Origin of the sequence: Salmonella sp. SAL04214 (assembly GCF_046550615.1) — a bacterium.
GTDB classification, from domain to species: Bacteria; Pseudomonadota; Gammaproteobacteria; order Enterobacterales; family Enterobacteriaceae; genus Salmonella; species Salmonella enterica.
Genome location: NZ_JBGDXT010000016.1, coordinates 20103 through 43580, shown reverse-complemented (window position 1 = coordinate 43580; position 23478 = coordinate 20103). Strand labels below are relative to the sequence as shown.

23 protein-coding genes are annotated in these 23478 nt (G+C 53.9%); 16 read left to right on the top strand and 7 right to left on the bottom strand.

Annotated elements, in window-relative coordinates; translation table 11 throughout:
• Positions 1–10: 10 nt before the first annotated feature.
• From dapF to corA, 7 genes are all read left to right on the top strand, one after another.
• Positions 11–835, top strand: a complete 825-nt coding sequence (gene dapF, locus ACLJQD_RS21410) for a diaminopimelate epimerase (RefSeq protein WP_001160671.1) — start codon at positions 11–13, stop codon at positions 833–835.
• A complete protein-coding gene (locus tag ACLJQD_RS21405) occupies positions 832–1539 on the top strand; it encodes a DUF484 domain-containing protein (protein WP_017442075.1) in 708 nt (235 codons plus the stop codon). Before dapF ends, ACLJQD_RS21405 begins: the two co-directional genes overlap by 4 nt.
• Positions 1536–2438 carry a tyrosine recombinase XerC gene (xerC, locus tag ACLJQD_RS21400; RefSeq protein WP_000132874.1) on the top strand — a complete coding sequence of 301 codons (903 nt, stop codon included), beginning with the start codon at positions 1536–1538 and terminating at the stop codon, positions 2436–2438. Before ACLJQD_RS21405 ends, xerC begins: the two co-directional genes overlap by 4 nt.
• Positions 2438–3154, top strand: coding sequence for a 5-amino-6-(5-phospho-D-ribitylamino)uracil phosphatase YigB (gene yigB, locus ACLJQD_RS21395; protein ID WP_017442074.1), 717 nt, complete (start codon positions 2438–2440; stop codon positions 3152–3154). Before xerC ends, yigB begins: the two co-directional genes overlap by 1 nt.
• A gap of 135 nt (positions 3155–3289) precedes the next feature.
• Complete coding sequence (uvrD, locus tag ACLJQD_RS21390; RefSeq protein ID WP_000383436.1) at positions 3290–5452, top strand: DNA helicase II; 2163 nt, start codon at positions 3290–3292, stop codon at positions 5450–5452.
• A gap of 259 nt (positions 5453–5711) precedes the next feature.
• On the top strand, positions 5712–5768 hold the full coding sequence (ysgD, locus tag ACLJQD_RS21385; protein ID WP_212723238.1) for a YsgD/CorL family protein: 57 nt from the start codon (positions 5712–5714) through the stop codon (positions 5766–5768).
• Positions 5769–5923: 155 nt separating this feature from the next.
• Positions 5924–6874, top strand: a complete 951-nt coding sequence (gene corA / locus ACLJQD_RS21380) for a magnesium/cobalt transporter CorA (protein ID WP_000947139.1) — start codon at positions 5924–5926, stop codon at positions 6872–6874.
• A gap of 48 nt (positions 6875–6922) precedes the next feature.
• Here corA and yigF read toward each other — a convergent pair whose 3' ends face one another.
• From yigF to yigI, 4 genes are read right to left on the bottom strand one after another with little or no spacing between them, the layout of a single operon-like run.
• Positions 6923–7303 carry an inner membrane protein YigF gene (gene yigF / locus ACLJQD_RS21375; protein WP_000356594.1) on the bottom strand — a complete coding sequence of 127 codons (381 nt, stop codon included), beginning with the start codon at positions 7301–7303 and terminating at the stop codon, positions 6923–6925.
• A 15-nt stretch (positions 7304–7318) separates the two neighbouring features.
• On the bottom strand, positions 7319–7777 hold the full coding sequence (locus tag ACLJQD_RS21370) for a membrane protein (protein ID WP_001738611.1): 459 nt from the start codon (positions 7775–7777) through the stop codon (positions 7319–7321).
• A gap of 34 nt (positions 7778–7811) precedes the next feature.
• The gene (gene rarD, locus ACLJQD_RS21365; RefSeq protein WP_000339080.1) at positions 7812–8696 is read right to left on the bottom strand and encodes an EamA family transporter RarD; all 885 of its coding nucleotides are present in this window, start codon (positions 8694–8696) and stop codon (positions 7812–7814) included.
• 43 nt (positions 8697–8739) lie between these two features.
• A complete protein-coding gene (yigI, locus tag ACLJQD_RS21360) occupies positions 8740–9207 on the bottom strand; it encodes an acyl-CoA thioesterase YigI (protein ID WP_001277136.1) in 468 nt (155 codons plus the stop codon).
• Positions 9208–9371: 164 nt separating this feature from the next.
• On the opposite strand from yigI, the gene pldA reads away from it, so the two are divergent.
• From pldA to rhtC, 3 genes are all read left to right on the top strand, one after another.
• On the top strand, positions 9372–10241 hold the full coding sequence (gene pldA, locus ACLJQD_RS21355; RefSeq protein ID WP_001201692.1) for a phospholipase A: 870 nt from the start codon (positions 9372–9374) through the stop codon (positions 10239–10241).
• An 83-nt stretch (positions 10242–10324) separates the two neighbouring features.
• Positions 10325–12154: an ATP-dependent DNA helicase RecQ gene (recQ, locus tag ACLJQD_RS21350; protein WP_001533487.1), complete on the top strand. Its 1830-nt coding sequence runs from the start codon at positions 10325–10327 to the stop codon at positions 12152–12154.
• Positions 12155–12217: 63 nt separating this feature from the next.
• Positions 12218–12838 carry a threonine export protein RhtC gene (rhtC, locus tag ACLJQD_RS21345; protein ID WP_000980080.1) on the top strand — a complete coding sequence of 207 codons (621 nt, stop codon included), beginning with the start codon at positions 12218–12220 and terminating at the stop codon, positions 12836–12838.
• Positions 12839–12877: 39 nt separating this feature from the next.
• Here the strand turns inward: rhtC and rhtB are convergent, their stop codons facing one another.
• Positions 12878–13498, bottom strand: a complete 621-nt coding sequence (gene rhtB, locus ACLJQD_RS21340; RefSeq protein WP_000142524.1) for a homoserine/homoserine lactone efflux protein — start codon at positions 13496–13498, stop codon at positions 12878–12880.
• A 110-nt stretch (positions 13499–13608) separates the two neighbouring features.
• On the opposite strand from rhtB, the gene pldB reads away from it, so the two are divergent.
• The 3 genes from pldB (at position 13609) to ACLJQD_RS21325 (ending at position 16421) form a co-directional block, all read left to right on the top strand.
• Positions 13609–14625, top strand: coding sequence for a lysophospholipase L2 (gene pldB, locus ACLJQD_RS21335; protein WP_000487685.1), 1017 nt, complete (start codon positions 13609–13611; stop codon positions 14623–14625).
• Positions 14626–14640: 15 nt separating this feature from the next.
• Positions 14641–15441 carry a sugar/pyridoxal phosphate phosphatase YigL gene (gene yigL / locus ACLJQD_RS21330; RefSeq protein WP_000285338.1) on the top strand — a complete coding sequence of 267 codons (801 nt, stop codon included), beginning with the start codon at positions 14641–14643 and terminating at the stop codon, positions 15439–15441.
• Positions 15442–15521: 80 nt separating this feature from the next.
• The gene (locus ACLJQD_RS21325; RefSeq protein ID WP_001196254.1) at positions 15522–16421 is read left to right on the top strand and encodes a carboxylate/amino acid/amine transporter; all 900 of its coding nucleotides are present in this window, start codon (positions 15522–15524) and stop codon (positions 16419–16421) included.
• On the opposite strand, the gene metR is transcribed toward ACLJQD_RS21325, so the two are convergent.
• Positions 16309–17262 carry an HTH-type transcriptional regulator MetR gene (gene metR, locus ACLJQD_RS21320; protein WP_017442071.1) on the bottom strand — a complete coding sequence of 318 codons (954 nt, stop codon included), beginning with the start codon at positions 17260–17262 and terminating at the stop codon, positions 16309–16311. The two genes, ACLJQD_RS21325 and metR, sit on opposite strands and share 113 nt — an antisense overlap.
• A gap of 235 nt (positions 17263–17497) precedes the next feature.
• Here metR and metE point away from each other — a divergent pair, with 235 nt between their 5' ends.
• Both metE and ACLJQD_RS21310 read left to right on the top strand, forming a co-directional pair.
• Positions 17498–19762: a 5-methyltetrahydropteroyltriglutamate--homocysteine S-methyltransferase gene (gene metE, locus ACLJQD_RS21315; RefSeq protein WP_017442070.1), complete on the top strand. Its 2265-nt coding sequence runs from the start codon at positions 17498–17500 to the stop codon at positions 19760–19762.
• Between the two features lie 323 nt (positions 19763–20085).
• Positions 20086–21429 carry an anaerobic sulfatase maturase gene (locus ACLJQD_RS21310; RefSeq protein ID WP_000017947.1) on the top strand — a complete coding sequence of 448 codons (1344 nt, stop codon included), beginning with the start codon at positions 20086–20088 and terminating at the stop codon, positions 21427–21429.
• Between the two features lie 79 nt (positions 21430–21508).
• On the opposite strand, the gene ACLJQD_RS21305 is transcribed toward ACLJQD_RS21310, so the two are convergent.
• Positions 21509–22321, bottom strand: coding sequence for a dienelactone hydrolase family protein (locus ACLJQD_RS21305; protein WP_000213959.1), 813 nt, complete (start codon positions 22319–22321; stop codon positions 21509–21511).
• A 258-nt stretch (positions 22322–22579) separates the two neighbouring features.
• Here ACLJQD_RS21305 and udp point away from each other — a divergent pair, with 258 nt between their 5' ends.
• Entirely contained in the window at positions 22580–23341 is a 762-nt protein-coding gene (udp, locus tag ACLJQD_RS21300) for a uridine phosphorylase (protein WP_000045169.1), read from the top strand.
• Positions 23342–23478: the final 137 nt, after the last annotated feature.

The following is a 23478-nucleotide window of genomic DNA, read 5'->3' as shown; positions in this document are numbered from 1 at the left end:
GGAGTGAATGATGCAATTCTCTAAAATGCATGGCCTTGGCAACGATTTTATGGTCGTCGACGCGGTAACGCAGAATGTCTTTTTTTCGCCGGAACTGATTCGTCGGCTATCCGACAGACACCTGGGCGTAGGGTTCGATCAGCTGCTGGTGGTTGAGCCGCCCTATGATCCTGAGTTGGACTTTCATTACCGCATCTTCAACGCCGACGGCAGTGAAGTCTCGCAGTGCGGCAATGGCGCGCGCTGTTTCGCGCGATTTGTTCGCCTGAAAGGGCTAACCAATAAACGCGATATTCGGGTCAGTACCGCGAATGGCCGGATGGTACTGAGCGTCACGGAAGATGAACTGGTGCGGGTGAATATGGGGGAGCCAAACTTTGAACCCGCGCAGGTGCCTTTTCGCGCCAACAAAGCGGAAAAGACGTATATTATGCGAGCGGCGGAACAGACCATATTGTGTGGCGTGGTTTCAATGGGCAATCCGCACTGTGTCATTCAGGTTGATAACGTCGACACGGCGGCCGTTGAAACACTGGGGCCGGTTCTGGAAAGCCATGAGCGTTTTCCGGAACGTGCCAACATTGGTTTTATGCAGGTTGTAAGACGTGAGCATATCCGGCTGCGAGTCTATGAACGCGGCGCAGGGGAGACCCGCGCGTGCGGCAGCGGCGCGTGCGCTGCCGTTGCCGTGGGGATTCAGCAGGGGCTGCTGGCTGAAGAAGTACGCGTGGAATTACCGGGCGGTCGGCTGGATATCGCCTGGAAAGGTCCGGGTCATCCGTTATACATGACTGGTCCGGCGGCACATATCTACGACGGATTTATCCATTTATGAAGCAACCAGAGGAAGAACTACAGGAAACGCTCACGGAACTGGACGATCGAGCGGTCGTCGATTACCTGCGCCACCACCCTGAGTTTTTTATCCGTAACGCCCATGCCGTGGAAGCGATGCGTGTTCCACATCCCGTGCGGGGAACGGTTTCGCTCGTTGAGTGGCATATGGCCCGCGCGCGTAATCACATCAATGTGCTTGAAGAAAATATGACGCTGCTGATGGAACAGGCTCATGCCAATGAAAGCCTGTTTTATCGCTTGCTGCATCTGCAAAGCCGTCTGGTCGCCGCGGATAGTCTGGATGAGATGCTGGTGCGGTTTCACCGCTGGGCGCGTGATTTGGGGCTTGCCGGCGCGACGCTGCGTTTGTTCCCGGATCGGTGGCGTCTTGGCGCGCCATCGCGCTATACGCATCTGGCTTTAAACCGTCAGGCCTTCGAGCCGCTGCGTATTCAACGACTGGGACAGTCGCAGCATTATCTTGGCCCGCTAAACGGCCCGGAACTGCTGGTGGTCTTGCCGGAGGCGAAGGCTGTAGGCTCGGTAGCCATGTCGATGATGGGCAGCGATGACGACCTCGGGGTGATTCTCTTCAGCAGCCGTGACCCGCACCACTATCAGCCGGGGCAGGGGACGCAGCTTTTACAGGAGATCGCGCTGATGCTGCCGGAACTGCTGGAACGCTGGATTAAACGCGTATGACGGATGTCGCGCTTTCTCAGGATGTCTCGCGGTTCCTGCGCTATTTAGGCGTGGAGCGCCAGCTTAGCCCCATTACCCTGCTGAACTACCAGCGTCAGCTTGATGCCATTATCGCTTTAGCCGGAGAAACCGGGCTGAAAAGCTGGCAACAATGTGACGCTGCGATTGTGCGCAGTTTTGCGGTGCGCAGTCGGCGCAAAGGGCTTGGCCCTGCCAGTCTGGCGCTACGTCTCTCGGCATTGCGAAGCTTTTTTGACTGGTTAGTCAGTCAGGGCGAATTGAAAGCTAACCCGGCGAAGGGCGTCTCCGCACCGAAAGCGCCGCGTCATCTGCCGAAAAATATTGATGTCGACGACGTTAACCGCCTGCTGGACATCGATCTTAACGATCCGCTCGCCGTACGTGATCGGGCGATGCTGGAGGTCATGTACGGCGCGGGACTGCGTTTATCCGAACTGGTTGGCCTGGATATAAAGCACCTCGATCTTGATACCGGCGAAGTGTGGGTAATGGGTAAAGGCAGCAAAGAGCGACGCCTGCCGATTGGCCGTAACGCGGTGACGTGGATTGAGCACTGGCTGGATCTGCGCGGCCTGTTCGCCAGCGATGAAGAGGCGTTATTCCTGTCGAAGCTCGGCAAGCGTATCTCCGCGCGCAATGTCCAAAAACGGTTCGCCGAATGGGGCATAAAGCAGGGGCTAAACAGCCACGTGCATCCACATAAGCTGCGCCATTCGTTCGCGACCCATATGCTGGAATCGAGCGGCGATCTGCGCGGCGTGCAAGAGCTGCTGGGTCATGCCAACCTTTCCACCACCCAAATTTATACTCATCTTGATTTTCAACACCTTGCTTCAGTGTACGACGCGGCGCATCCGCGCGCTAAACGGGGGAAATAATGCGTTTTTACCGGCCTTTGGGGCGTATTGCCGCGCTCACCTTTGACCTGGATGATACCCTTTATGATAACCGTCCGGTGATTTTGCGTACTGAGCAGGAAGCGCTCGCTTTTATGCAGAATTATCACCCGTCGCTACGTTCGTTTCAAAACGTCGATTTACAGCGGATACGGCAGGCGGTGCGTGAAGCGGAGCCGGAAATCTATCATGACGTTACCTGTTGGCGCCATCGCGCGATAGAGCAGGCCATGCGGGATGCGGGATTATCGGCGCAGGAGGCCATTGCCGGCGCGAATGCGGCGATGATGCATTTTGCCAAATGGCGCAGCCAGATTGAGGTTCCGCAGGCTACCCATGAGACGTTACAGCAGCTTGCGAAAAAATGGCCGCTGGTGGCGATCACTAACGGCAATGCCCAGCCGGAACTGTTTGGCCTCGGCGATTACTTTAAGTTTGTACTGCGCGCCGGCCCGGATGGACGTTCCAAACCGTTTAGCGACATGTATTTCCTGGCGGCGGAAAAACTGCATGTGCCGATCGGCGAGATCCTGCATGTCGGCGACGATCTGACTACCGATGTGGCTGGCGCTATTCGCTGTGGGATGCAGGCCTGCTGGATTAAACCTGAAAATGCCGACCTGATGCGGACGCAGGACAGCCGTTTACTGCCGCATATCGAAATTTCGCGGTTGGCATCTCTCACCTCGCTGATATAATCACCAGTAGTTCTGTATAAATTCCCAGTTATTCTGGCGGATGGCGCTATGCTTATCCGCCCTACGATAAGTAGCCCCGGTAAGCGAAGCGCCACCGGGCGTTTTTAGTTTTCATGTTTTTACGCGGCGGTGCCAATGGACGTTTCTTACCTGCTCGACAGCCTTAATGATAAACAGCGCGAAGCGGTGGCCGCGCCACGTAGCAACATGCTGGTGCTGGCGGGCGCGGGAAGCGGGAAAACCCGCGTGCTGGTGCACCGTATCGCCTGGTTACTGAGCGTAGAAAACAACTCGCCATACTCCATCATGGCGGTGACCTTTACCAATAAAGCGGCGGCGGAAATGCGCCATCGTATTGGCCAGTTGATGGGGACCAGCCAGGGCGGAATGTGGGTAGGGACGTTCCACGGTCTGGCGCACCGCCTGCTGCGCGCGCATCATATGGACGCTAATCTGCCGCAGGATTTCCAGATTCTCGACAGCGAAGATCAGATGCGTTTGCTTAAACGCCTGATTAAGGCGATGAACCTCGATGAGAAGCAGTGGCCGCCGCGTCAGGCGATGTGGTACATCAATAGCCAGAAAGACGAAGGGCTACGCCCGCACCATATCCAAAGCTATGGCAACCCGGTGGAGCAGACCTGGCAGAAGGTGTATCAGGCCTATCAGGAAGCGTGCGATCGCGCTGGTCTGGTGGATTTCGCCGAGCTACTGCTGCGCGCTCATGAGCTATGGCTGAACAAGCCGCACATCCTGCAACACTATCGCGAGCGGTTTACTAACATCCTGGTGGACGAATTCCAGGATACCAACAATATTCAGTACGCCTGGGTTCGTCTGCTGGCGGGCGACACCGGCAAGGTAATGATCGTTGGCGACGATGACCAGTCGATCTACGGCTGGCGCGGGGCCCAGGTAGAGAACATCCAGCGCTTCCTCAATGATTTCCCCGGCGCGCAGACCATTCGTCTGGAGCAGAATTACCGCTCGACCAGCAACATCCTTAGCGCGGCGAACGCTCTGATTGAGAATAACAATGGGCGTTTGGGTAAAAAGCTGTGGACTGACGGCGTTGATGGCGAACCGATATCGCTGTACTGCGCTTTCAACGAACTGGATGAAGCGCGCTTTGTGGTTAACCGTATCAAAACCTGGCAGGACAACGGCGGCGCGCTTGCGCAATGCGCCATCCTTTATCGCAGCAACGCCCAGTCGCGCGTGCTGGAAGAAGCGTTATTACAGGCCAGTATGCCGTACCGCATTTATGGCGGTATGCGCTTCTTCGAACGCCAGGAGATCAAAGATGCGCTCTCTTATCTGCGTTTGATTGCCAATCGCAACGATGATGCCGCCTTTGAACGCGTGGTGAATACCCCAACGCGCGGCATCGGCGATCGCACGCTGGACGTGGTGCGCCAGACCTCGCGCGATCGCCAGCTAACATTGTGGCAGGCGTGCCGTGAATTGTTACAGGAAAAAGCCCTGGCCGGGCGTGCGGCCAGCGCGCTGCAACGCTTTATGGAACTGATCGACGCCCTGGCGCAGGAAACCGCCGACATGCCGCTGCATGTGCAGACTGACCGGGTGATCAAAGATTCCGGCCTGCGCACCATGTATGAGCAAGAAAAAGGCGAGAAAGGCCAGACGCGCATCGAAAACTTAGAGGAACTGGTGACGGCGACGCGGCAGTTCAGCTACAACGACGAAGATGAAGATTTAATGCCATTGCAGGCCTTCCTCTCTCACGCGGCGCTGGAAGCGGGCGAGGGGCAGGCGGATACCTGGCAGGATGCGGTACAGCTGATGACGCTGCACTCGGCCAAAGGGCTGGAGTTTCCGCAGGTGTTTATTGTCGGCATGGAAGAGGGCATGTTCCCCAGCCAGATGTCGCTGGATGAGGGCGGGCGTTTGGAAGAGGAGCGTCGTCTGGCCTACGTCGGCGTTACCCGTGCCATGCAGAAACTGACGCTAACCTATGCCGAAACTCGCCGTCTGTATGGTAAAGAGGTTTATCATCGCCCGTCGCGTTTTATCGGCGAGTTGCCGGAAGAGTGCGTGGAAGAGGTCCGTCTGCGCGCCACCGTCAGTCGTCCGGTGAGCCATCAACGAATGGGAACGCCGCTGGCGGAAAACGACACAGGCTACAAACTCGGCCAACGCGTGCGCCATGCGAAGTTCGGCGAGGGAACTATTGTCAACCTGGAGGGCAGCGGCGAGCATAGCCGGTTGCAGGTGGCTTTTCAGGGGCAAGGGATCAAATGGCTGGTTGCCGCGTATGCGAAGCTGGAAACGGTTTGACCGACTCTCATAGTGCCGGGTGGCACCTCTTATCCGGCCTACGCGCTGGCTAACATTTTGATTTGTAGGCCGGATAAGGCGAAGCCGCCATCCGGCGATATATTGATGTTAATATTCTGAAATCATAGATAAATACTCTCACTCTGCTAACCTTTCTGCATAAGGGGAAATTATTGCTTTTTCGCGTTTCGTTGCGTGTTGACGGCAAATTTTTGCTGGCGTAACATGCGCCCACGATTACGCTAAGAGGACATTCGCCTTGGACACACCCAGTAGATACTGGCTCATTATCCTGTCATCCAGGATCAACTCCTAAGGCTATCCCTTTTTGCTGATAGCCTTAGCGGTTGTCAGCGACCTTTCATTTTTTCCCGTCGCGTTGAGTCAGGCTGTTTAATGGTCTGAAACCCAATTTGTTTCTGTGTGCCCATCTGAACTGTCCGATATTTTTACGCATTGGGAGTCCCGGTCATGCTGAGCGCATTTCAACTGGAAAAAAACCGACTGACCCGGCTGGAAGTCGAGGAGTCACAAAGCCTGATTGATGCCGTATGGGTCGATTTGGTCGAACCGGACGACGACGAGCGATTGCGCGTACAATCTGAGCTGGGCCAGAGTCTGGCGACGCGTCCTGAACTGGAAGATATCGAAGCATCCGCGCGCTTCTTTGAAGACGAAGACGGACTGCATATCCACTCCTTCTTCTTCTTCGAAGATGCGGAAGATCATGCCGGTAACTCTACGGTGGCATTCACTATTCGCGATGGCCGTCTGTTTACGCTGCGTGAACGCGAACTGCCCGCCTTCCGTTTGTATCGTATGCGCGCCCGCAGCCAGGCGATGGTCGATGGTAATGCTTATGAATTACTGCTCGATCTGTTCGAAACCAAAATTGAACAGTTAGCGGATGAAATCGAAAACATCTACAGCGATCTGGAAAAACTGAGCCGCGTCATTATGGAAGGGCATCAGGGCGATGAATACGACGAAGCGCTCTCCACGCTGGCGGAACTGGAAGATATCGGCTGGAAGGTACGCCTGTGTCTGATGGATACCCAACGCGCGCTGAACTTCCTGGTGCGCAAGGCGCGCTTACCGGGCGGACAGCTGGAGCAGGCGCGTGAGATCCTGCGCGATATCGAATCTCTGCTGCCGCACAATGAATCGCTGTTCCAGAAGGTGAACTTCCTGATGCAGGCGGCGATGGGTTTCATCAATATTGAGCAGAACCGCATTATCAAAATCTTCTCGGTGGTTTCCGTGGTGTTCCTGCCGCCGACGCTGGTCGCTTCCAGCTATGGGATGAACTTCGAGTTTATGCCGGAACTGAAGTGGAGCTTTGGTTATCCAGGCGCGATTATCTTTATGATTCTGGCGGGGCTTGCGCCGTATCTGTACTTTAAGCGCAAGAACTGGTTGTAAAGCATTAAGGCCAGGGTGATTCAGCTGCGGCTGAACCACCCTGAAAAGTTACAGGCTCCAGGTATTGATACCTTTAACCTCTTTTTCATAGAACCACTTATTTGTATTGACGCCGACATAAGCTGCGACAACAAGTCCAAGTATGTTAACGCCGATTAATGCTCCAATAAATATTGCAACGATCCCTAATAAAATAACTATAATTGCTTTTTTCCACAGACCCAGTACAAACAAATAAATCCATGAGAAGAAAAAGGCAATAAAGTTTATTTGAATAGTCAACCGTTGTCGGGGCTTTAATGCTTTAAATGCCTGTTTATATTCTGGGCTTACTTTCCAAAATCCAGGGAAACCATGTTGATCGTAAAATGAAAAACGGTATTTCCATTTTTCAGATAGCGAACCATCATTAATATAATCCTTGTCCATGTAAACTCCATTAAATTACTTGTTGAGTGAATTCGAATCCGGGGGGGCCAGAAGTAGCAGAGAAAAGGTTGCAAAATACCAGATTAGAAAAAGAGGCATACCAAAGCCATCGCAAGCGAAATCTTCAGCAACCATTATCACGAAGGAGGCAATATAGATTACAAGCGTACCCCATACATAGAATTTTATATATTCAAAGCCACTGTCTCTGAATCGCTGACAGTTTAAATTAATGACGAGATAATGTAGTAAAATTGTGAATAAAATTGCCAGTATCACAAAGCTTAAATATAATAAAACCCCAACCAAAATGGAAAATATTATATTTATTAGCGCGAATGATAATAAATAACGACATCTGGAAACACATCTCTCAGATGAAGGAATAAAAACACTTAACATTAATTTCACATCCATATGTTGGGTTACGTCGTTAGCATGACAATATGCTACCCCCCTTACAAGGGGAGGCATATTTTTTCAGATTATATTTAGAATAATAGTCGCGTTATTTTTTACGCTGCGTATAAATCGCATCCATCACGAAAATCGCCAGCGCGACCCAGATAAACGCAAATGTCACCATCTTATCCGCGCCCGGCACTTCGCCATAAAACGTCACCGCCAGTAAAAACATCAGCGTTGGGCCGATATACTGGAAAAAGCCCAGTGTAGAGAGACGCAGACGCGTAGCCGCTCCGGTAAAGCACAGCAGCGGAATCGTAGTGACCACACCCGCCGCCATTAACAGCAAGTTCAACGATAGTGCGTTTTGCCCCATATGGCTGGTAGGGCTATCGGCGATGCCAAACAGATAAATCGCCGCGACCGGCAACAGCCATAGCGTTTCGACCAGCATACCCGTCTGCGCTTCAACGGCGATCTTCTTACGCACCAGGCCGTAAAACGCAAAACTAAACGCCAGCCCCAGCGCGATAATCGGCAGCGAGCCAAAGGTCCAGAGTTGCACCAGCACGCCGCACACCGCCAGAATCACCGCCAGCCACTGCATTCGACGGAAGCGTTCGCCAAGAAAGATCATCCCCAGCAAGATGTTAACCAGCGGATTAATGAAATAACCCAGGCTGGCCTCCAGCATATGGTGATTATTTACCGCCCAAATGAACAATAGCCAGTTACCGCCGACCAGTACGGCGGACAGGGCCAGCAGGAAAATCTTCTTTGGCGTTTTCAGTAAGCGCTTAACCTGTCGCCACTGCCGGCTGACGCTAAGCAGCGCCACCATAAAGAAAAATGACCAAATCACGCGGTGCGTCAGGATCTCATCTGCGGGAACGTAATAGATCAGCTTGAAATACGCGGGGGCGATCCCCCAAATAAAATAGGCGGCAAGAGCGAGTAATACGCCCTGCCGTGTTTGTTTTGCGTCCATCCGGAAAACTCGTATCTGAAGTGTAACAACAGTTTACCTGCTTTTATCCCACCATATAAGTAGCGGTGGCGCTGGCGATGTACAGCTGATCTTCATTGTGTAATTCCACGCGGGCGACGGCCACTTTATTCCCTGCGCGCAGCAGGCTACTGGTGGCCGTAAAGCGGTTGCCTCTGCCCGGACGCAGGTAATCAACGCGCAGGTCAATCGTTCCCATCCGCGACAGGCGCTGGCGTAGTTCATCTTCGCTGATAGTTTCGTGGCGAGTTAGCGTGCTGCCGACGCATACCAGTCCGGCGGCGACATCCAGCGCAGAGGCGATCACGCCGCCGTGTAAAATGCTTTGCGCCCAGTTGCCGACCATCATCGGCTGGTTGTTGAAGGCCAGTTGGGCGAACGCTTTTTCATAGCGTTCCAGCTCCAGCCCTAACGCCCGATTAAACGGCATGTGGTAGACAAACATTTCACCCACTAATTTCAGAGCTTGTTCAGCGGTAAGTACAGCGGACATAGATTCCTGACACCTCATTGGTTAATGAAATGTTGATATTATGCTTCTTAATTGTTGTTTTCTACTTTAAGAAGGGATAACTAACGGCTATGTGTGTAAATATGTAAAAATGGTTGGCAGAGAATGATTCAAGCTGAAAATACTTCGTCAGGAGAACGTCAAGAATGCGGGCGATTTTGAGAGGGTTGTTGCCAGCCACGCTACTGCCATTAGCGGCATATGCACAAGAAGCTACGATAAAAGAGGTTCATGATGCGCCTGCAGTACGGGGAAGTATCATCGCTAACATGCTACAGGAGCATGATAACCCTTTTACGCTTTACCCTTATGACACGAACTACTTGATCTACACGAACACCAGCGATCTGAACAAAGAGGCCATAAGTACCTACAACTGGTCTGAAAACGCACGTAAAGATGAAGTGAAATTTCAGTTGAGCCTGGCGTTTCCGCTGTGGCGCGGAATACTGGGGCCGAACTCGGTACTGGGCGCTTCCTATACGCAGAAATCCTGGTGGCAGCTTTCCAACAGTAAAGAGTCTTCGCCGTTTCGCGAAACCAACTACGAACCGCAGCTTTTTCTTGGTTTTGCTACCGATTATCGCTTTGCCGGCTGGACGCTGCGCGACGTAGAGATGGGCTACAACCATGACTCTAACGGACGTTCGGACCCCACCTCGCGTAGCTGGAACCGTCTGTATACCCGTCTGATGGCCGAAAACGGTAACTGGCTGGTAGAGGTCAAACCGTGGTACGTGATTGGCAGTACCGACGATAATCCGGACATCACCAAATATATGGGTTATTACCAGCTTAAAATCGGTTATCACCTGGGCGAGGCGGTATTAAGCGCCAAAGGCCAGTACAACTGGAATACAGGCTACGGCGGCGCGGAAGTTGGATTAAGCTATCCGGTCACCAAACATGTCCGGCTTTATACCCAGGTGTACAGCGGCTATGGCGAATCGCTGATCGACTATAATTTTAATCAGACACGTGTCGGCGTCGGCGTGATGCTTAACGATATCTTCTGATTGGATTGTGTTTTAAACATTGCAGTTTCTCTCGCAGGCGCTGAAAATAGCGCCTGTTTTGATTTATGGTGAACGGGGTTAATGTGGCGCAGGCGGAAGTGTTGAATCTGGAATCAGGGGCCAAACAGGTTTTGCAGGAAACCTTTGGCTACCAACAGTTTCGCCCGGGTCAGGAAGCGATTATTGATACTGCGCTCTCCGGTCGCGACTGTCTGGTCGTTATGCCCACCGGCGGCGGCAAATCTCTGTGCTATCAAATCCCCGCGTTGTTGCTGGACGGATTGACCGTCGTCGTTTCGCCCCTGATCTCGTTGATGAAAGACCAGGTCGATCAGCTACTGGCGAACGGGGTGGCGGCGGCCTGTCTGAACTCCACTCAAAGCCGCGAGCAGCAGCTTGAGGTGATGGCGGGGTGCCGTACCGGACAGATTCGTCTGCTGTATATTGCGCCGGAACGCCTGATGCTGGACAACTTTCTTGATCATCTGGCGCACTGGAATCCGGTATTGCTGGCGGTGGATGAAGCGCACTGTATCTCGCAGTGGGGTCATGATTTCCGTCCGGAATATGCGGCTCTCGGTCAGCTTCGCCAGCGTTTTCCCGCTTTGCCGTTTATGGCGTTGACCGCCACCGCCGACGACACCACGCGCCAGGATATTATTCGTCTGCTTGGGCTTAACGATCCGTTAATCCAGATCAGTAGCTTTGACCGACCGAATATCCGCTACATGCTGATGGAGAAGTTTAAGCCGCTCGACCAGTTAATGCGCTATGTTCAGGAGCAACGCGGCAAATCGGGTATCATCTACTGCAACAGTCGGGCGAAAGTGGAAGATACCGCTGCGCGCTTGCAAAGTCGCGGCATTAGCGCGGCGGCCTATCATGCGGGGCTGGAAAACGCTATTCGCGCCGATGTGCAGGAAAAATTTCAGCGCGACGATCTGCAAATCGTGGTGGCGACCGTCGCTTTTGGAATGGGCATAAACAAACCTAACGTACGTTTCGTTGTGCATTTCGATATCCCGCGCAATATTGAATCCTACTATCAGGAAACGGGCCGCGCCGGGCGCGACGGACTGCCTGCGGAAGCCATGCTATTTTACGATCCGGCTGACATGGCCTGGCTACGTCGTTGTCTGGAAGAGAAACCAGCCGGACAGCTTCAGGATATTGAACGGCATAAACTGAATGCGATGGGCGCTTTTGCCGAAGCGCAAACCTGCCGCCGCCTGGTATTACTTAATTACTTTGGCGAAGGCCGACAAGAACCGTGCGGCAACTGCGATATCTGTCTCGATCCGCCCAAACAATATGATGGCTTAAACGATGCTCAGATTGCGCTTTCTACCATTGGTCGGGTTAACCAGCGTTTTGGCATGGGCTACGTTGTCGAGGTGATCCGCGGCGCGAATAACCAACGCATCCGCGATTTCGGTCATGACAAACTCAAGGTTTATGGCATGGGACGCGAAAAGAGCCATGAGCACTGGGTGAGCGTGATTCGCCAGCTCATTCATCTGGGGCTGGTAATGCAAAATATTGCGCAGCACTCCGCATTACAGTTGACGGATGCCGCGCGTCCGGTACTCCGTGGAGACGTTCCGCTAAAGCTTGCGGTGCCGCGCATTGTCGCCCTCAAACCCCGCGTGATGCAGAAATCGTTCGGCGGTAATTACGATCGCAAATTGTTCGCTAAGTTGCGCAAGCTGCGTAAAGCTATCGCTGATGAAGAGAATATCCCGCCGTATGTGGTCTTTAACGACGCCACGTTGATAGAGATGGCGGAACAGATGCCGGTTTCCGCCAGCGAGATGTTAAGCGTTAACGGGGTTGGGATGCGCAAACTGGAGCGCTTCGGGAAAGAATTCATGGCGCTCATCCGCGCGCATGTCGATGGTGATGACGAAGAGTAGTCAGCCCGGCAAAAAAGTGCCAGGATGGTGACTCACTGAACTATTTCCCCGCGAGCCATTTTTATGATGATGCTATTTTTCACCGTGGCAATGGTGCACATCGTTGCGCTAATGAGCCCCGGCCCCGACTTTTTCTTCGTGTCTCAAACTGCTGTCAGCCGTTCGCGTAAAGAAGCGATGATGGGCGTACTGGGCATTACCTGCGGCGTGATGGTATGGGCGGGCGTGGCGCTGCTTGGCCTGCATCTCATCATCGAAAAAATGGCCTGGCTGCATACGATCATTATGGTAGGCGGCGGCCTGTACCTGTGCTGGATGGGCTATCAGATGCTGCGCGGCGCGCTGAAAAAACAGGATGCGGCGGCGTCTTCTCCGCACATTGAACTGGCGCAGAGCGGGCGCAGTTTTCTCAAAGGGCTGTTGACCAATCTGTCGAATCCTAAAGCGATTATCTATTTTGGTTCCGTTTTTTCACTGTTTGTCGGCGATAACGTCGGCGCTGCGGCGCGCTGGGGTATTTTCGCGTTAATCACCCTGGAAACGCTGGCCTGGTTTACCGTAGTCGCCAGCCTGTTCGCGCTGCCGAAAATGCGCCGCGGCTATCAGCGTCTGGCGAAATGGATTGATGGCTTTGCCGGCGCTCTGTTTGCGGGCTTTGGTATTCACCTGATTATTTCGCGCTAATTTACCTCCGGGCCGGATAAACATCATCCGGCACGACTATCACGCGTGTCTTGCCGACGCCAGGAGCGCGCCTACCAGCATAAACAACGAACCAAACGCTTTATTCAGCGCCTTCATCTGCTTTGGTCCTTTAATCCAGGCGGCAATGCGCTGCGCCAGCGTGGCGTAACCGGTCATCACAATCATATCCACCACAATCGTGGTGACGCCGAGAATGAGGTACTGCGCCAGTTGCGGTTGCTGCGGCATGATGAATTGCGGAAACAGGGCGGCAAGAAAGACAATGCTTTTGGGATTGGTTAGATTGACAAAGACCGCGCGTTTGAACAGCCGACCCCGCGATTGCGTCTGGGCAAGAGTATGCAGATCGATAGCGCCTGCGGCGCGCCATTGCTGGATACCCAGCCAGATAAGATAAGCCGCGCCAGCCCATTTCAGAATTTCAAAAGCGAGGAGCGAGCGCGAAAAGAGCGTACCCAGTCCGACGCCCACCAGTACGATATGTATCCCCAGTCCGGTCTGGAGTCCGGCGATAGAAGCCGCTGCGCCACGATATCCATGGTTGATAGACGTCGTCATGGTATTGATGGCGCCTGAACCCGGAGAAAGACTCAGCAGAGTTGAGGTCAGTAGATAGGCGAACCACCATTCAAAGGTCATGCGAAACTCCCTGGTTGTCTGTTTTTGTGCCACAATACGCTACTGCCGCTGTGTTGTGTCAGGCACGACGCAAAAAACGATTTTACCTGGTAAACGAGGCCGAAAACCCGATGTTTCAGCAGCAAAATGACTGGGAAACAAGAGAAAATGCGTTTGCCGCTTTTGCTATGGGGCCGCTGACCGATTTCTGGCGTCAGCGGGAAGAGGCGGAGTTTATCGGCGTGGGTAACATTCCGGTGCGCTTTGTCCGTTTTCGGAATGATTCTAACGATCGGACGATCGTCATTTGTCCTGGCCGCATTGAGAGTTATGTAAAATACGCTGAACTGGCGTATGACCTTTTTCATCTCGGTTTTGATATCTTCATCATCGACCACCGTGGTCAAGGGCGCTCCGGGCGGATGTTATCGGACCCGCATCGGGGTCACGTTGATCATTTTAACGATTATGTTGAGGACTTAGCGGCGTTCTGGCAGCAGGAAATTGAGCCGGGGCCGTGGCGTAAGCGTTATATCCTGGCGCACTCAATGGGGGGCGCGATAGCCACCCTGTTCCTGCAACGCCATCGTGTGCGGTGCGACGCTATTGCGCTCACCGCGCCGATGTTTGGTATTGTGATACGCTTGCCTTCCTTTATGGTGCGCCATATTCTCGACTGGGCCGAAGGGCACCAGCGCATCCGTGAAGATTACGCTATTGGTACCGGTCAGTGGCGGGCGTTGCCGTTTGGGATGAATGCGCTGACCCACAGCCGCCAGCGTTATCAGCGCAACTTACGATTTTATGCCGACGAGCCGCAGCTGCGCGTTGGCGGCCCCACCTGGCATTGGGTACGCGAAGGCATTCTGGCGGGTGAGCAGGTTCTGGCTGGGGCGAGCGATGACACGACGCCTACGCTACTGATTCAGGCGGAAGAAGAGCGGGTAGTGGATAACCGCACCCACGATCGTTTTTGTGAAATTCGCGCCGCGGCGGGATACCCTTGTGAAGGGGGAAAACCGCTGGTTATCAAAGGCGCGTACCATGAGATCCTTTTTGAAAAGGACGCCATGCGCTCAGTCGCGCTTAACGCCATTGTTGAATTTTTCAACAAGCCTAATTTATCCAGCGGAAATCGCTTTGCTTAGAGGTTAAATTTTATTATGTATCAGGTTGTTGCGTCTGATTTAGATGGCACGCTGCTCTCCCCCGACCATACGTTGTCTCCTTATGCCAAAGAGACTCTGAAGCTGTTGACCGCACGCGGCATCCATTTTGTCTTTGCCACTGGTCGTCATCATGTCGATGTAGGGCAAATCCGCGATAATCTTGAAATCAAGTCTTACATGATCACCTCCAACGGCGCGCGAGTGCACGATACCGACGGGAATTTGGTTTTTACGCATAATCTGGACAGCGACATTGCCAGCGACCTGTTCGGGGTGGTGAATGCGAACCCGGACATCGTGACTAACGTTTATCGCGACGACGAATGGTTTATGAATCGTCATCGCCCCGATGAAATGCGTTTTTTCAAAGAGGCGGTATTTAACTACTCGTTGTTTGAGCCTGCGCTGCTGGAGCCGGAGGGCGTCAGCAAAGTGTTTTTCACCAGCGACACTCATGAAAAGTTGTTGCCGCTGGAGCAGGCGATTAACGCGCGCTGGGGCGATCGGGTAAACGTGAGCTTCTCTACGCTAACCTGTCTGGAAGTGATGGCGGGCGGAGTGTCGAAAGGTCATGCGCTGGAAGCGGTCGCTCAGGCGATGGGGTACAGCCTGAAAGAGTGTATCGCCTTTGGCGACGGAATGAACGACGCTGAAATGCTCACGATGGCGGGCAAAGGCTGCATCATGGGCAATGCGCACCAGCGTCTGAAAGACCTGTATCCCGAACTTGAGGTGATCGGCATCAACGCGGATAACGCCGTGCCGCATTACCTGCGCGATCTTTTCTTACGCTGATGTGATTGTTTGTTAGTTGACCAGTTGTCAACTTCACTCTCCGCTACAATGGGTGTTTCCTGTTTTAAGAGACATCCATTGTGGCGCTACTCATCATTACCACTATCCTGTGGGCTTTCTCCTTTAGTCTATTTGGCGAGTATCTTGCCGGGCATGTCGATAGCTATTTCGCGGTGCTGATACGCGTTGGGCTGGCGGCGCTCGTTTTTCTGCCGTTTTTGCGTTCTCGCGGGCACAACCTAAAAACCATCAGCCTGTATATGCTGGTGGGGGCGATGCAGCTTGGCATCATGTATATGTTGAGCTTCCATGCTTACCTCTATCTGACCGTATCCGAACTGCTGCTGTTTACCGTTCTGACGCCGCTCTATATCACGCTGATTTACGATGTGATGAGTCAGCGTCGTTTGCGCTGGGGCTATGCATTTAGCGCGTTGCTGGCGGTGATTGGCGCCGGGATTATTCGCTACGATCGCGTGACCGACCATTTTTGGGTCGGTTTGCTCCTGGTGCAGCTTTCTAATATCAGTTTCGCTATCGGAATGGTGGGGTATAAACGTCTGATGGAGACCCGTCCCATGCCGCAGCACAACGCCTTTGCGTGGTTCTATCTGGGGGCGTTTTTGGTGGCGGCGGTGGCGTGGTCGCTGTTGGGGAACGCGCAAAAGCTGCCGGAAACCACGCTGCAATGGAGCATTCTGGTGTTTCTCGGCGTGGTGGCGTCCGGCATTGGCTACTTTATGTGGAACTATGGCGCTACCCAGGTAGACGCCGGGACGCTGGGCATCATGAATAATATGCATGTTCCCGCAGGACTACTGGTTAATCTTGCCATCTGGCATCAGCAGCCCCACTGGCCAAGCTTTATTACAGGCGCGGCTGTGATCCTGGCTTCGCTGTGGGTGCATCGAAAATGGGTCGCTCCGCGCTCCGCACAAACGGCAGATGATCGCAGGCGTGATCCCGCGTCGAGCGAATAAACGCCTCGGTCACCGCCTGACGCTGGTCGCCGTCGCGCACGGCGGCATACAGGCGGCTCCACAGACCATCGCCCAGGGTTTTGGTCACCACCAGACCCTGGCGCTCAACGCTTTCCACCACCCAGTGCGGCAGGGCGGCAATACCCATTCTGGCCGCCACCATCTGAATCAGCAGTAGCGTATTATCCACGCTTTTCAGCAGCGGACTGATACCCGCCGGTTGCAGGAAATGTCGCCAGACATCCAGTCGGCTGCGCTGCACCGGGTAAATCAACAGCGTTTCGCTGGCTAAATCTTCCGGCGTAATCTGCGTTTTGTTGGCCAGCGGATGGTCGGGCGCCAGCACCAGTCGGACTTCAAAATCAAACATCGGCGAATAATGCAGCCCGCTGCGCGGCAAAATATCCGACGTCATCACCAAATCCAGCTCGCCTTGTTGCAAGGCCGGTTGCGGATCAAAAGTGACGCCGGATGTGAAATCCATTTCTACCTGCGGCCAGCTTGCACGGAAGTTTTCCAGCGCCGGGGTCAGCCACTGAATACAGCTATGACATTCAATAGCGATGCGCAGACGAGTTTGCTGCGGTTCGTTGCACGCCTGCAGCGCACGGCTGATTTGCGGCAGCACCTGGTTTGCCAGTTGCAGCAGAACTTCCCCCTGCGGCGTAAAGCGCAGCGGCTGGCTTTTACGCACGAACAGGCGGAAGCCAAGGCGTTGTTCCAGATCGCTGAACTGATGAGACAGAGCGGATTGGGTCTGGTGTAGCACCGCCGCCGCGGCAGCCAGCGATCCACTATTCCGCAATGCCTGGAGTGTTTTCAGATGTTTAATTTCGATCATGAAAGTCCTTCACTTCGCCATGAACAAATTGCGCTTGAGGAATATACAGTACCTTTACATTATGGATGTGTAAACATCCAGACGTCCAAAATCCGTCGTCTTTTAAATTGATGGTGCGTTGGCTGCGTTTCCTCACCCCGGTCACTTACTGATGTAAGCTCCCGGGGATGAGCAAACTTGCCGCCTTCCCTGAATTTAAAATACTTAGGATTTACATATAATTAGAGGAAGTAAAATGACAATATTGACTCATACCCTCGGTTTTCCTCGCGTTGGCCTGCGTCGCGAGTTGAAAAAAGCGCAAGAGAGCTACTGGGCGGGGAACTCAACGCGTGAAGCGTTACTGGCGGTGGGGCGCGAACTGCGCGCGCGTCACTGGGAGCAGCAGAAACAAGCGGGTATTGACCTGTTACCGGTAGGCGACTTTGCCTGGTACGACCATGTTCTGACCACCAGCCTGCTGTTAGGCAATGTGCCGGCTCGTCATCAGAACAACGACGGTTCCGTGGACATCGACACTCTGTTCCGCATTGGCCGCGGTCGCGCGCCAACCGGCGAACCGGCGGCGGCAGCGGAAATGACCAAATGGTTTAATACTAACTATCACTACATAGTACCGGAGTTCAGCAAAGGCCAGCAGTTCAGACTCACCTGGACCCAGTTGCTGGAGGAAGTGGACGAAGCGCTGGCGCTGGGGCATAAGATCAAACCCGTACTGCTGGGGCCTGTCACGTATCTGTGGCTGGGTAAAGTGAAAGGCGAGCCGTTTGACCGCCTGACGTTGCTGAAAGACATTTTGCCGGTGTATCAGCACGTGCTGGCTGAACTGGCAAAACGTGGTGTTGAGTGGGTCCAAATTGATGAGCCAGCGCTGGTGCTGGAACTGCCGCAGGCGTGGCTGGATGCCTTCAAACCGGCTTACGACGCGCTCGCCGGCCAGGTGAAGCTGTTGCTGACGACCTATTTTGAAGGCGTGACGCCAAACCTGGACACTATTATCGCGCTACCGGTACAGGGGCTACATGTTGACCTCATTCATGGCAAAGATGATGTAGCGGAACTGCATCAACGTCTGCCGGTCGACTGGCTGCTTTCCGCAGGCTTGATTAACGGGCGTAATGTCTGGCGCGCCGATTTGACCGAAAAATACGCGCAGATTAACGCCATTGTGGGCAAACGCGCGCTGTGGGTAGCATCCTCCTGCTCTTTGCTGCACAGCCCGATCGATCTCAGCGTCGAAACGCGTCTGGATACGGAAGTTAAAAGCTGGTTTGCCTTTGCGCTGCAAAAATGCGGTGAACTGGCGTTGCTGCGCGATGCGCTGAACAGCGGCGAAACGGCGGTGCTTGAGGAATGGAGCGCACCGATTCAGGCTCGTCGTCACTCCCGCCGCGTACATAATGCCGCGGTAGAAAAACGCCTGGCGGCGATCACCGCGCAGGACAGCCAGCGTGAGAATCCGTATGAGGTGCGCGCTGAAGCGCAACGCGCCCGCTTTAAACTTCCCGCCTGGCCGACGACGACTATCGGTTCGTTTCCGCAAACCACGGAAATTCGCGGCCTGCGTCTGGACTTCAAAAAGGGCAACCTCGACGCGAATAACTACCGCACCGGCATCGCCGAACATATCAAACAGGCTATCATCGAGCAGGAGCGTTTAGGGCTGGATGTGCTGGTACACGGCGAAGCCGAGCGAAACGACATGGTGGAATACTTCGGCGAGCATCTGGACGGCTTCGTCTTTACCCAGAATGGTTGGGTGCAAAGCTATGGCTCCCGCTGTGTGAAACCGCCGGTAGTGATTGGCGATATCAGCCGTCCGGCACCGATTACCGTGGAGTGGGCGAAATATGCCCAGTCGCTGACCGACAAGCCGGTAAAAGGGATGTTGACCGGCCCGGTGACTATTCTTTGCTGGTCATTCCCCCGCGAAGACGTGACCCGCGAAACGATTGCGAAACAGATTGCGCTGGCGCTGCGTGATGAAGTCGCGGATCTGGAGGCGGCGGGGATTGGGATTATTCAGATCGACGAACCGGCGCTGCGCGAAGGTCTACCGCTGCGTCGCAGCGACTGGGACGCCTATCTGGAATGGGGTGTGGAAGCCTTCCGCATCAACGCGGCGGTGGCGAAGGATGAAACCCAGATCCACACCCACATGTGTTACTGCGAGTTCAACGACATTATGGATTCGATCGCCGCGCTGGATGCGGATGTGATCACCATTGAGACCTCCCGCTCGGATATGGAGTTGCTGGAGTCGTTCGAAGCGTTCGACTACCCGAACGAAATCGGGCCGGGCGTGTACGATATTCACTCGCCGAACGTGCCGAGCGTCGAGTGGATTGAAGCCCTGCTGAAGAAGGCGGCACAGCGTATTCCGGCACAACGCCTGTGGGTGAATCCGGACTGCGGTCTGAAAACTCGCGGTTGGCCGGAAACCCGCGCGGCGTTAGCGAACATGGTCAAAGCGGCGCACAATCTGCGTCAGGCGAAATAACCCTGCGTTTATCCGGCAGCAATGCGGCGCTACCCTTTGACGGGTAGCGCCCGTGCCTGACCTGATTAACAGCGCCTCTTTCTTCTCATTTCCCTTTTTCTTATTTTCCGCGCTGTCTTTTTCAGGATCTGGCTATTTGGCGATCTTGATAATAAAAAGGTTCTCCGTATGAATGACAACCAGGCGGATAGCGTCCCTGGAAGCAGCGCGGCGGATTTTATTGCCTCGCAGATCGTTTTTCCTGTCATGATCGCCCAGCGCTCTCATAGCACAAAACGAGGTTTTCCATTCTGTTATGTTCCCTGGCGACGATAAACGTCGCATTGTCTCATGGCGCAGGTGAACCTTATTTTTTAACGGAGATGTCTGACATGGCGGTAGCAGGTTGTCACGTAATGGCCAAACCCGGCGGCGCGATCTGCAATATTGATTGCACATATTGCTTCTATCTTGAAAAAGAGGCGCTGTACCCGGAACGCAATAAAAACTGGCGAATGTCGGACGAGACGCTGGAACAGTTTATACGCCAGCATATTGCCGCGCAGAGTGGAGACCGCATTGACTTTGCCTGGCAGGGCGGCGAACCGACCATGATGGGGCTACCGTTTTTCCGCCGGGTTGTCGCATTATGTGAAAAGTACGGCGATGGGCGAAAAATCACTCATGCGTTGCAGACGAACGGCATCCTGGTGAATGACGAGTGGGCGCGCTTTTTCGCTGAACAGCATTTTCTCATCGGTCTCTCTATCGACGGCCCGGCGTCGTTACACAACCACTATCGGCTTAATCGCGCTGGAAAAGGAACTCATGAACAGGTCGTCGCAGCAATGGCGCGGCTTAAAGCGCACCATGTCGACTTTAATACCTTAACCGTCGTGGGAAAACATAACGTCGGTCATGCAGCAGACGTCTACGAATTTCTTCTGGCGGCGGGATCGCGTTTTATTCAGTTTATCCCGCTGGTAGAGCGAATGAGCACCGATAACTCATCGGTACTTAATCTGGTGATGCCCGGCGAAAGCGCGGCGACGCTGGCGCCATGGACGGTACCGTCGTGGCAATATGGCGAATTTCTCAACCAGATCTTTGATATCTGGGTTCGTCGCGACGTAGACCGCGTCTATGTGCAGATGTTTGACGTGGCATTAGCCGCCTGGACGGCGCAGCAGCCGGTACTGTGTGTACATTCCGAGACTTGTGGACATGCCTTCGCGTTGGAGTCGAACGGCGATCTCTACAACTGCGACCACTTTGTCTACCCGGAGCATCTGCTGGGAAATATCCACCAGCACAGCATCAAAGCCTTAAATAATAGCGAGCGGGCTATTGCGTTTGGCGAGGCCAAGCGGGAGACCCTGACCGCCGATTGTCGTCGCTGTGACTACCGCTTTGCGTGTCATGGCGGCTGTCCGAAGCATCGCTTTGCCGTCTCGCCGTCCGGCCATCCTGCGCATAATTACTTGTGTGCGGGCTATAAGCATTTTTTCCAGCACGTTACGCCGTATATGAATGTCTGGCGGGAGCTGCTGGCGCAAGGCTATCCGATGGCATCGATCATGCGCTGGCTGGCGCAGGACGCGCGTAAAGACACAGGAGCCGTCAGTCGTAACCATCTCTGTCCCTGCGGCAGCGGCAAAAAATATAAAAAATGCTGTGGTAAAGCATAGCTAACGTGGCGATGACGCTTTGTTGAGCCTACACCGACTCCGGTCTCGTAGGCCCAACAAACATCGTAATGCGTTGTGGTTAGCCTTTTTTCCCACCGTACTGCGCGAACCATTCCAGCATTCTTTGCCAGCCGTCTTTCGCCGAGGCTTCGTGGTAGCCCGGACGATAATCGGCATTAAACGCGTGCCCTGCATCGGGATAGACCACGATTTCCGCCTTCGCATTAGCGGCGCGTAGCGCCTGACGCATGGTTTCCACGCTCTCCTGTGGAATACTGGTATCCTGCCCGCCGTATAAACCCAGTACCGGCGCGTTAAGATCGGTGGCAATGTCAACGGGATGCTTCGGCGAATTGAGTGACGTGTCGCCTACCAGCTTGCCGTACCACGCTACCGCCGCTTTTAACTGTGGGTTGTGCGCGGCGTACAGCCAGGTAATCCGGCCTCCCCAACAAAAACCGGTGATCATTAGCCGATGCGCATCCCCGCCGTTGCGCGAAGCCCAACTGGCGACGTGATCCAGGTCGGCAAGGACTTGCGAATCGGGTACTTTAGCCACCAGCCCGCTCAATAATGTGGGTATATCGGCGAAATCATTGGGGTCGCCTTCGCGGAAATAGAGCTCCGGCGCGATAGCGAGATAGCCTTCCAGCGCCAGTCGTCGGCAAATATCGCGAATGTGTTCATGTACGCCAAAAATTTCCTGTACCACAATGACCACAGGCAGCGCGCCGTCGCTTGCCTTTGGTCTGGCGTAATAGGCTGGCATATCGTCGCCCTGAGAGGGAATCGACGTTATCCCCGCGCTAATGGCCCCATCAGGCGTATGAATCATCGTAGGGGCAAGTGGGGAAGCTGCAGGTGCAAAGCCGGATGGATGTGTCGTTGTCATGGTATTCTCCGTACCCTTAAAAAATAGCGCAATCTTAACTATAGACAGTGTGTAACAAACCACATTGCCTTAAAGCGGCTATCTTTTGTGCAATGCCTGGCGATATTGATTATTTATTGTGATGTACATCACTTTTTAATGGTAAGCGAGTGCAATTGTTTTACGCCATAGTGATGGCTGTCACGAAAATATCTTTATGCCTTAGGTAAAGTGTCTTTTTGCTTCTTCTGACAAACCCGATTCACAGAGGAGTTTTATATGTCCAAGTCTGATGTTTTTCATCTCGGCCTCACCAAAAACGATTTACAAGGGGCCCAGCTCGCCATCGTCCCTGGCGATCCTGAGCGTGTGGAAAAGATCGCCGCGCTGATGGATAAGCCGGTTAAGCTGGCATCTCACCGCGAATTCACCTCCTGGCGCGCTGAGCTGGATGGCAAAGCAGTTATCGTTTGCTCTACCGGTATCGGCGGCCCGTCTACTTCTATTGCCGTGGAAGAACTGGCGCAACTGGGTATTCGTACCTTCTTGCGTATCGGCACCACGGGGGCTATTCAGCCGCACATCAACGTCGGCGACGTTCTGGTAACGACCGCATCCGTACGTCTGGATGGGGCGAGCCTGCATTTTGCGCCGATGGAATTCCCGGCGGTTGCCGACTTTGCCTGCACCACTGCGCTGGTTGAAGCCGCGAAATCGATTGGCGCCACGACTCACGTTGGCGTAACCGCCTCTTCCGACACTTTCTATCCGGGTCAGGAACGTTACGACACCTATTCTGGCCGCGTTGTTCGTCGCTTCAAAGGCTCTATGGAAGAGTGGCAGGCGATGGGCGTAATGAACTACGAAATGGAATCCGCTACGCTGTTAACCATGTGCGCAAGCCAGGGGTTACGCGCAGGTATGGTGGCGGGCGTTATCGTCAACCGTACCCAACAAGAGATTCCGAATGCGGAAACGATGAAACAAACTGAAAGCCACGCGGTGAAAATCGTCGTGGAAGCGGCCCGTCGTCTGCTGTAATTCTCCTCTCTTTTGCAAAGGCCGACGCGTTCGGCCTTTTCTTTTTGCGTGGCGCCTCGCAGGAAATCCCTTTTAAACTGGACGTTTATACAGCACAATTCTATTTTGTGCAGGACAGTGTGGTTCCAGGAGAGGTG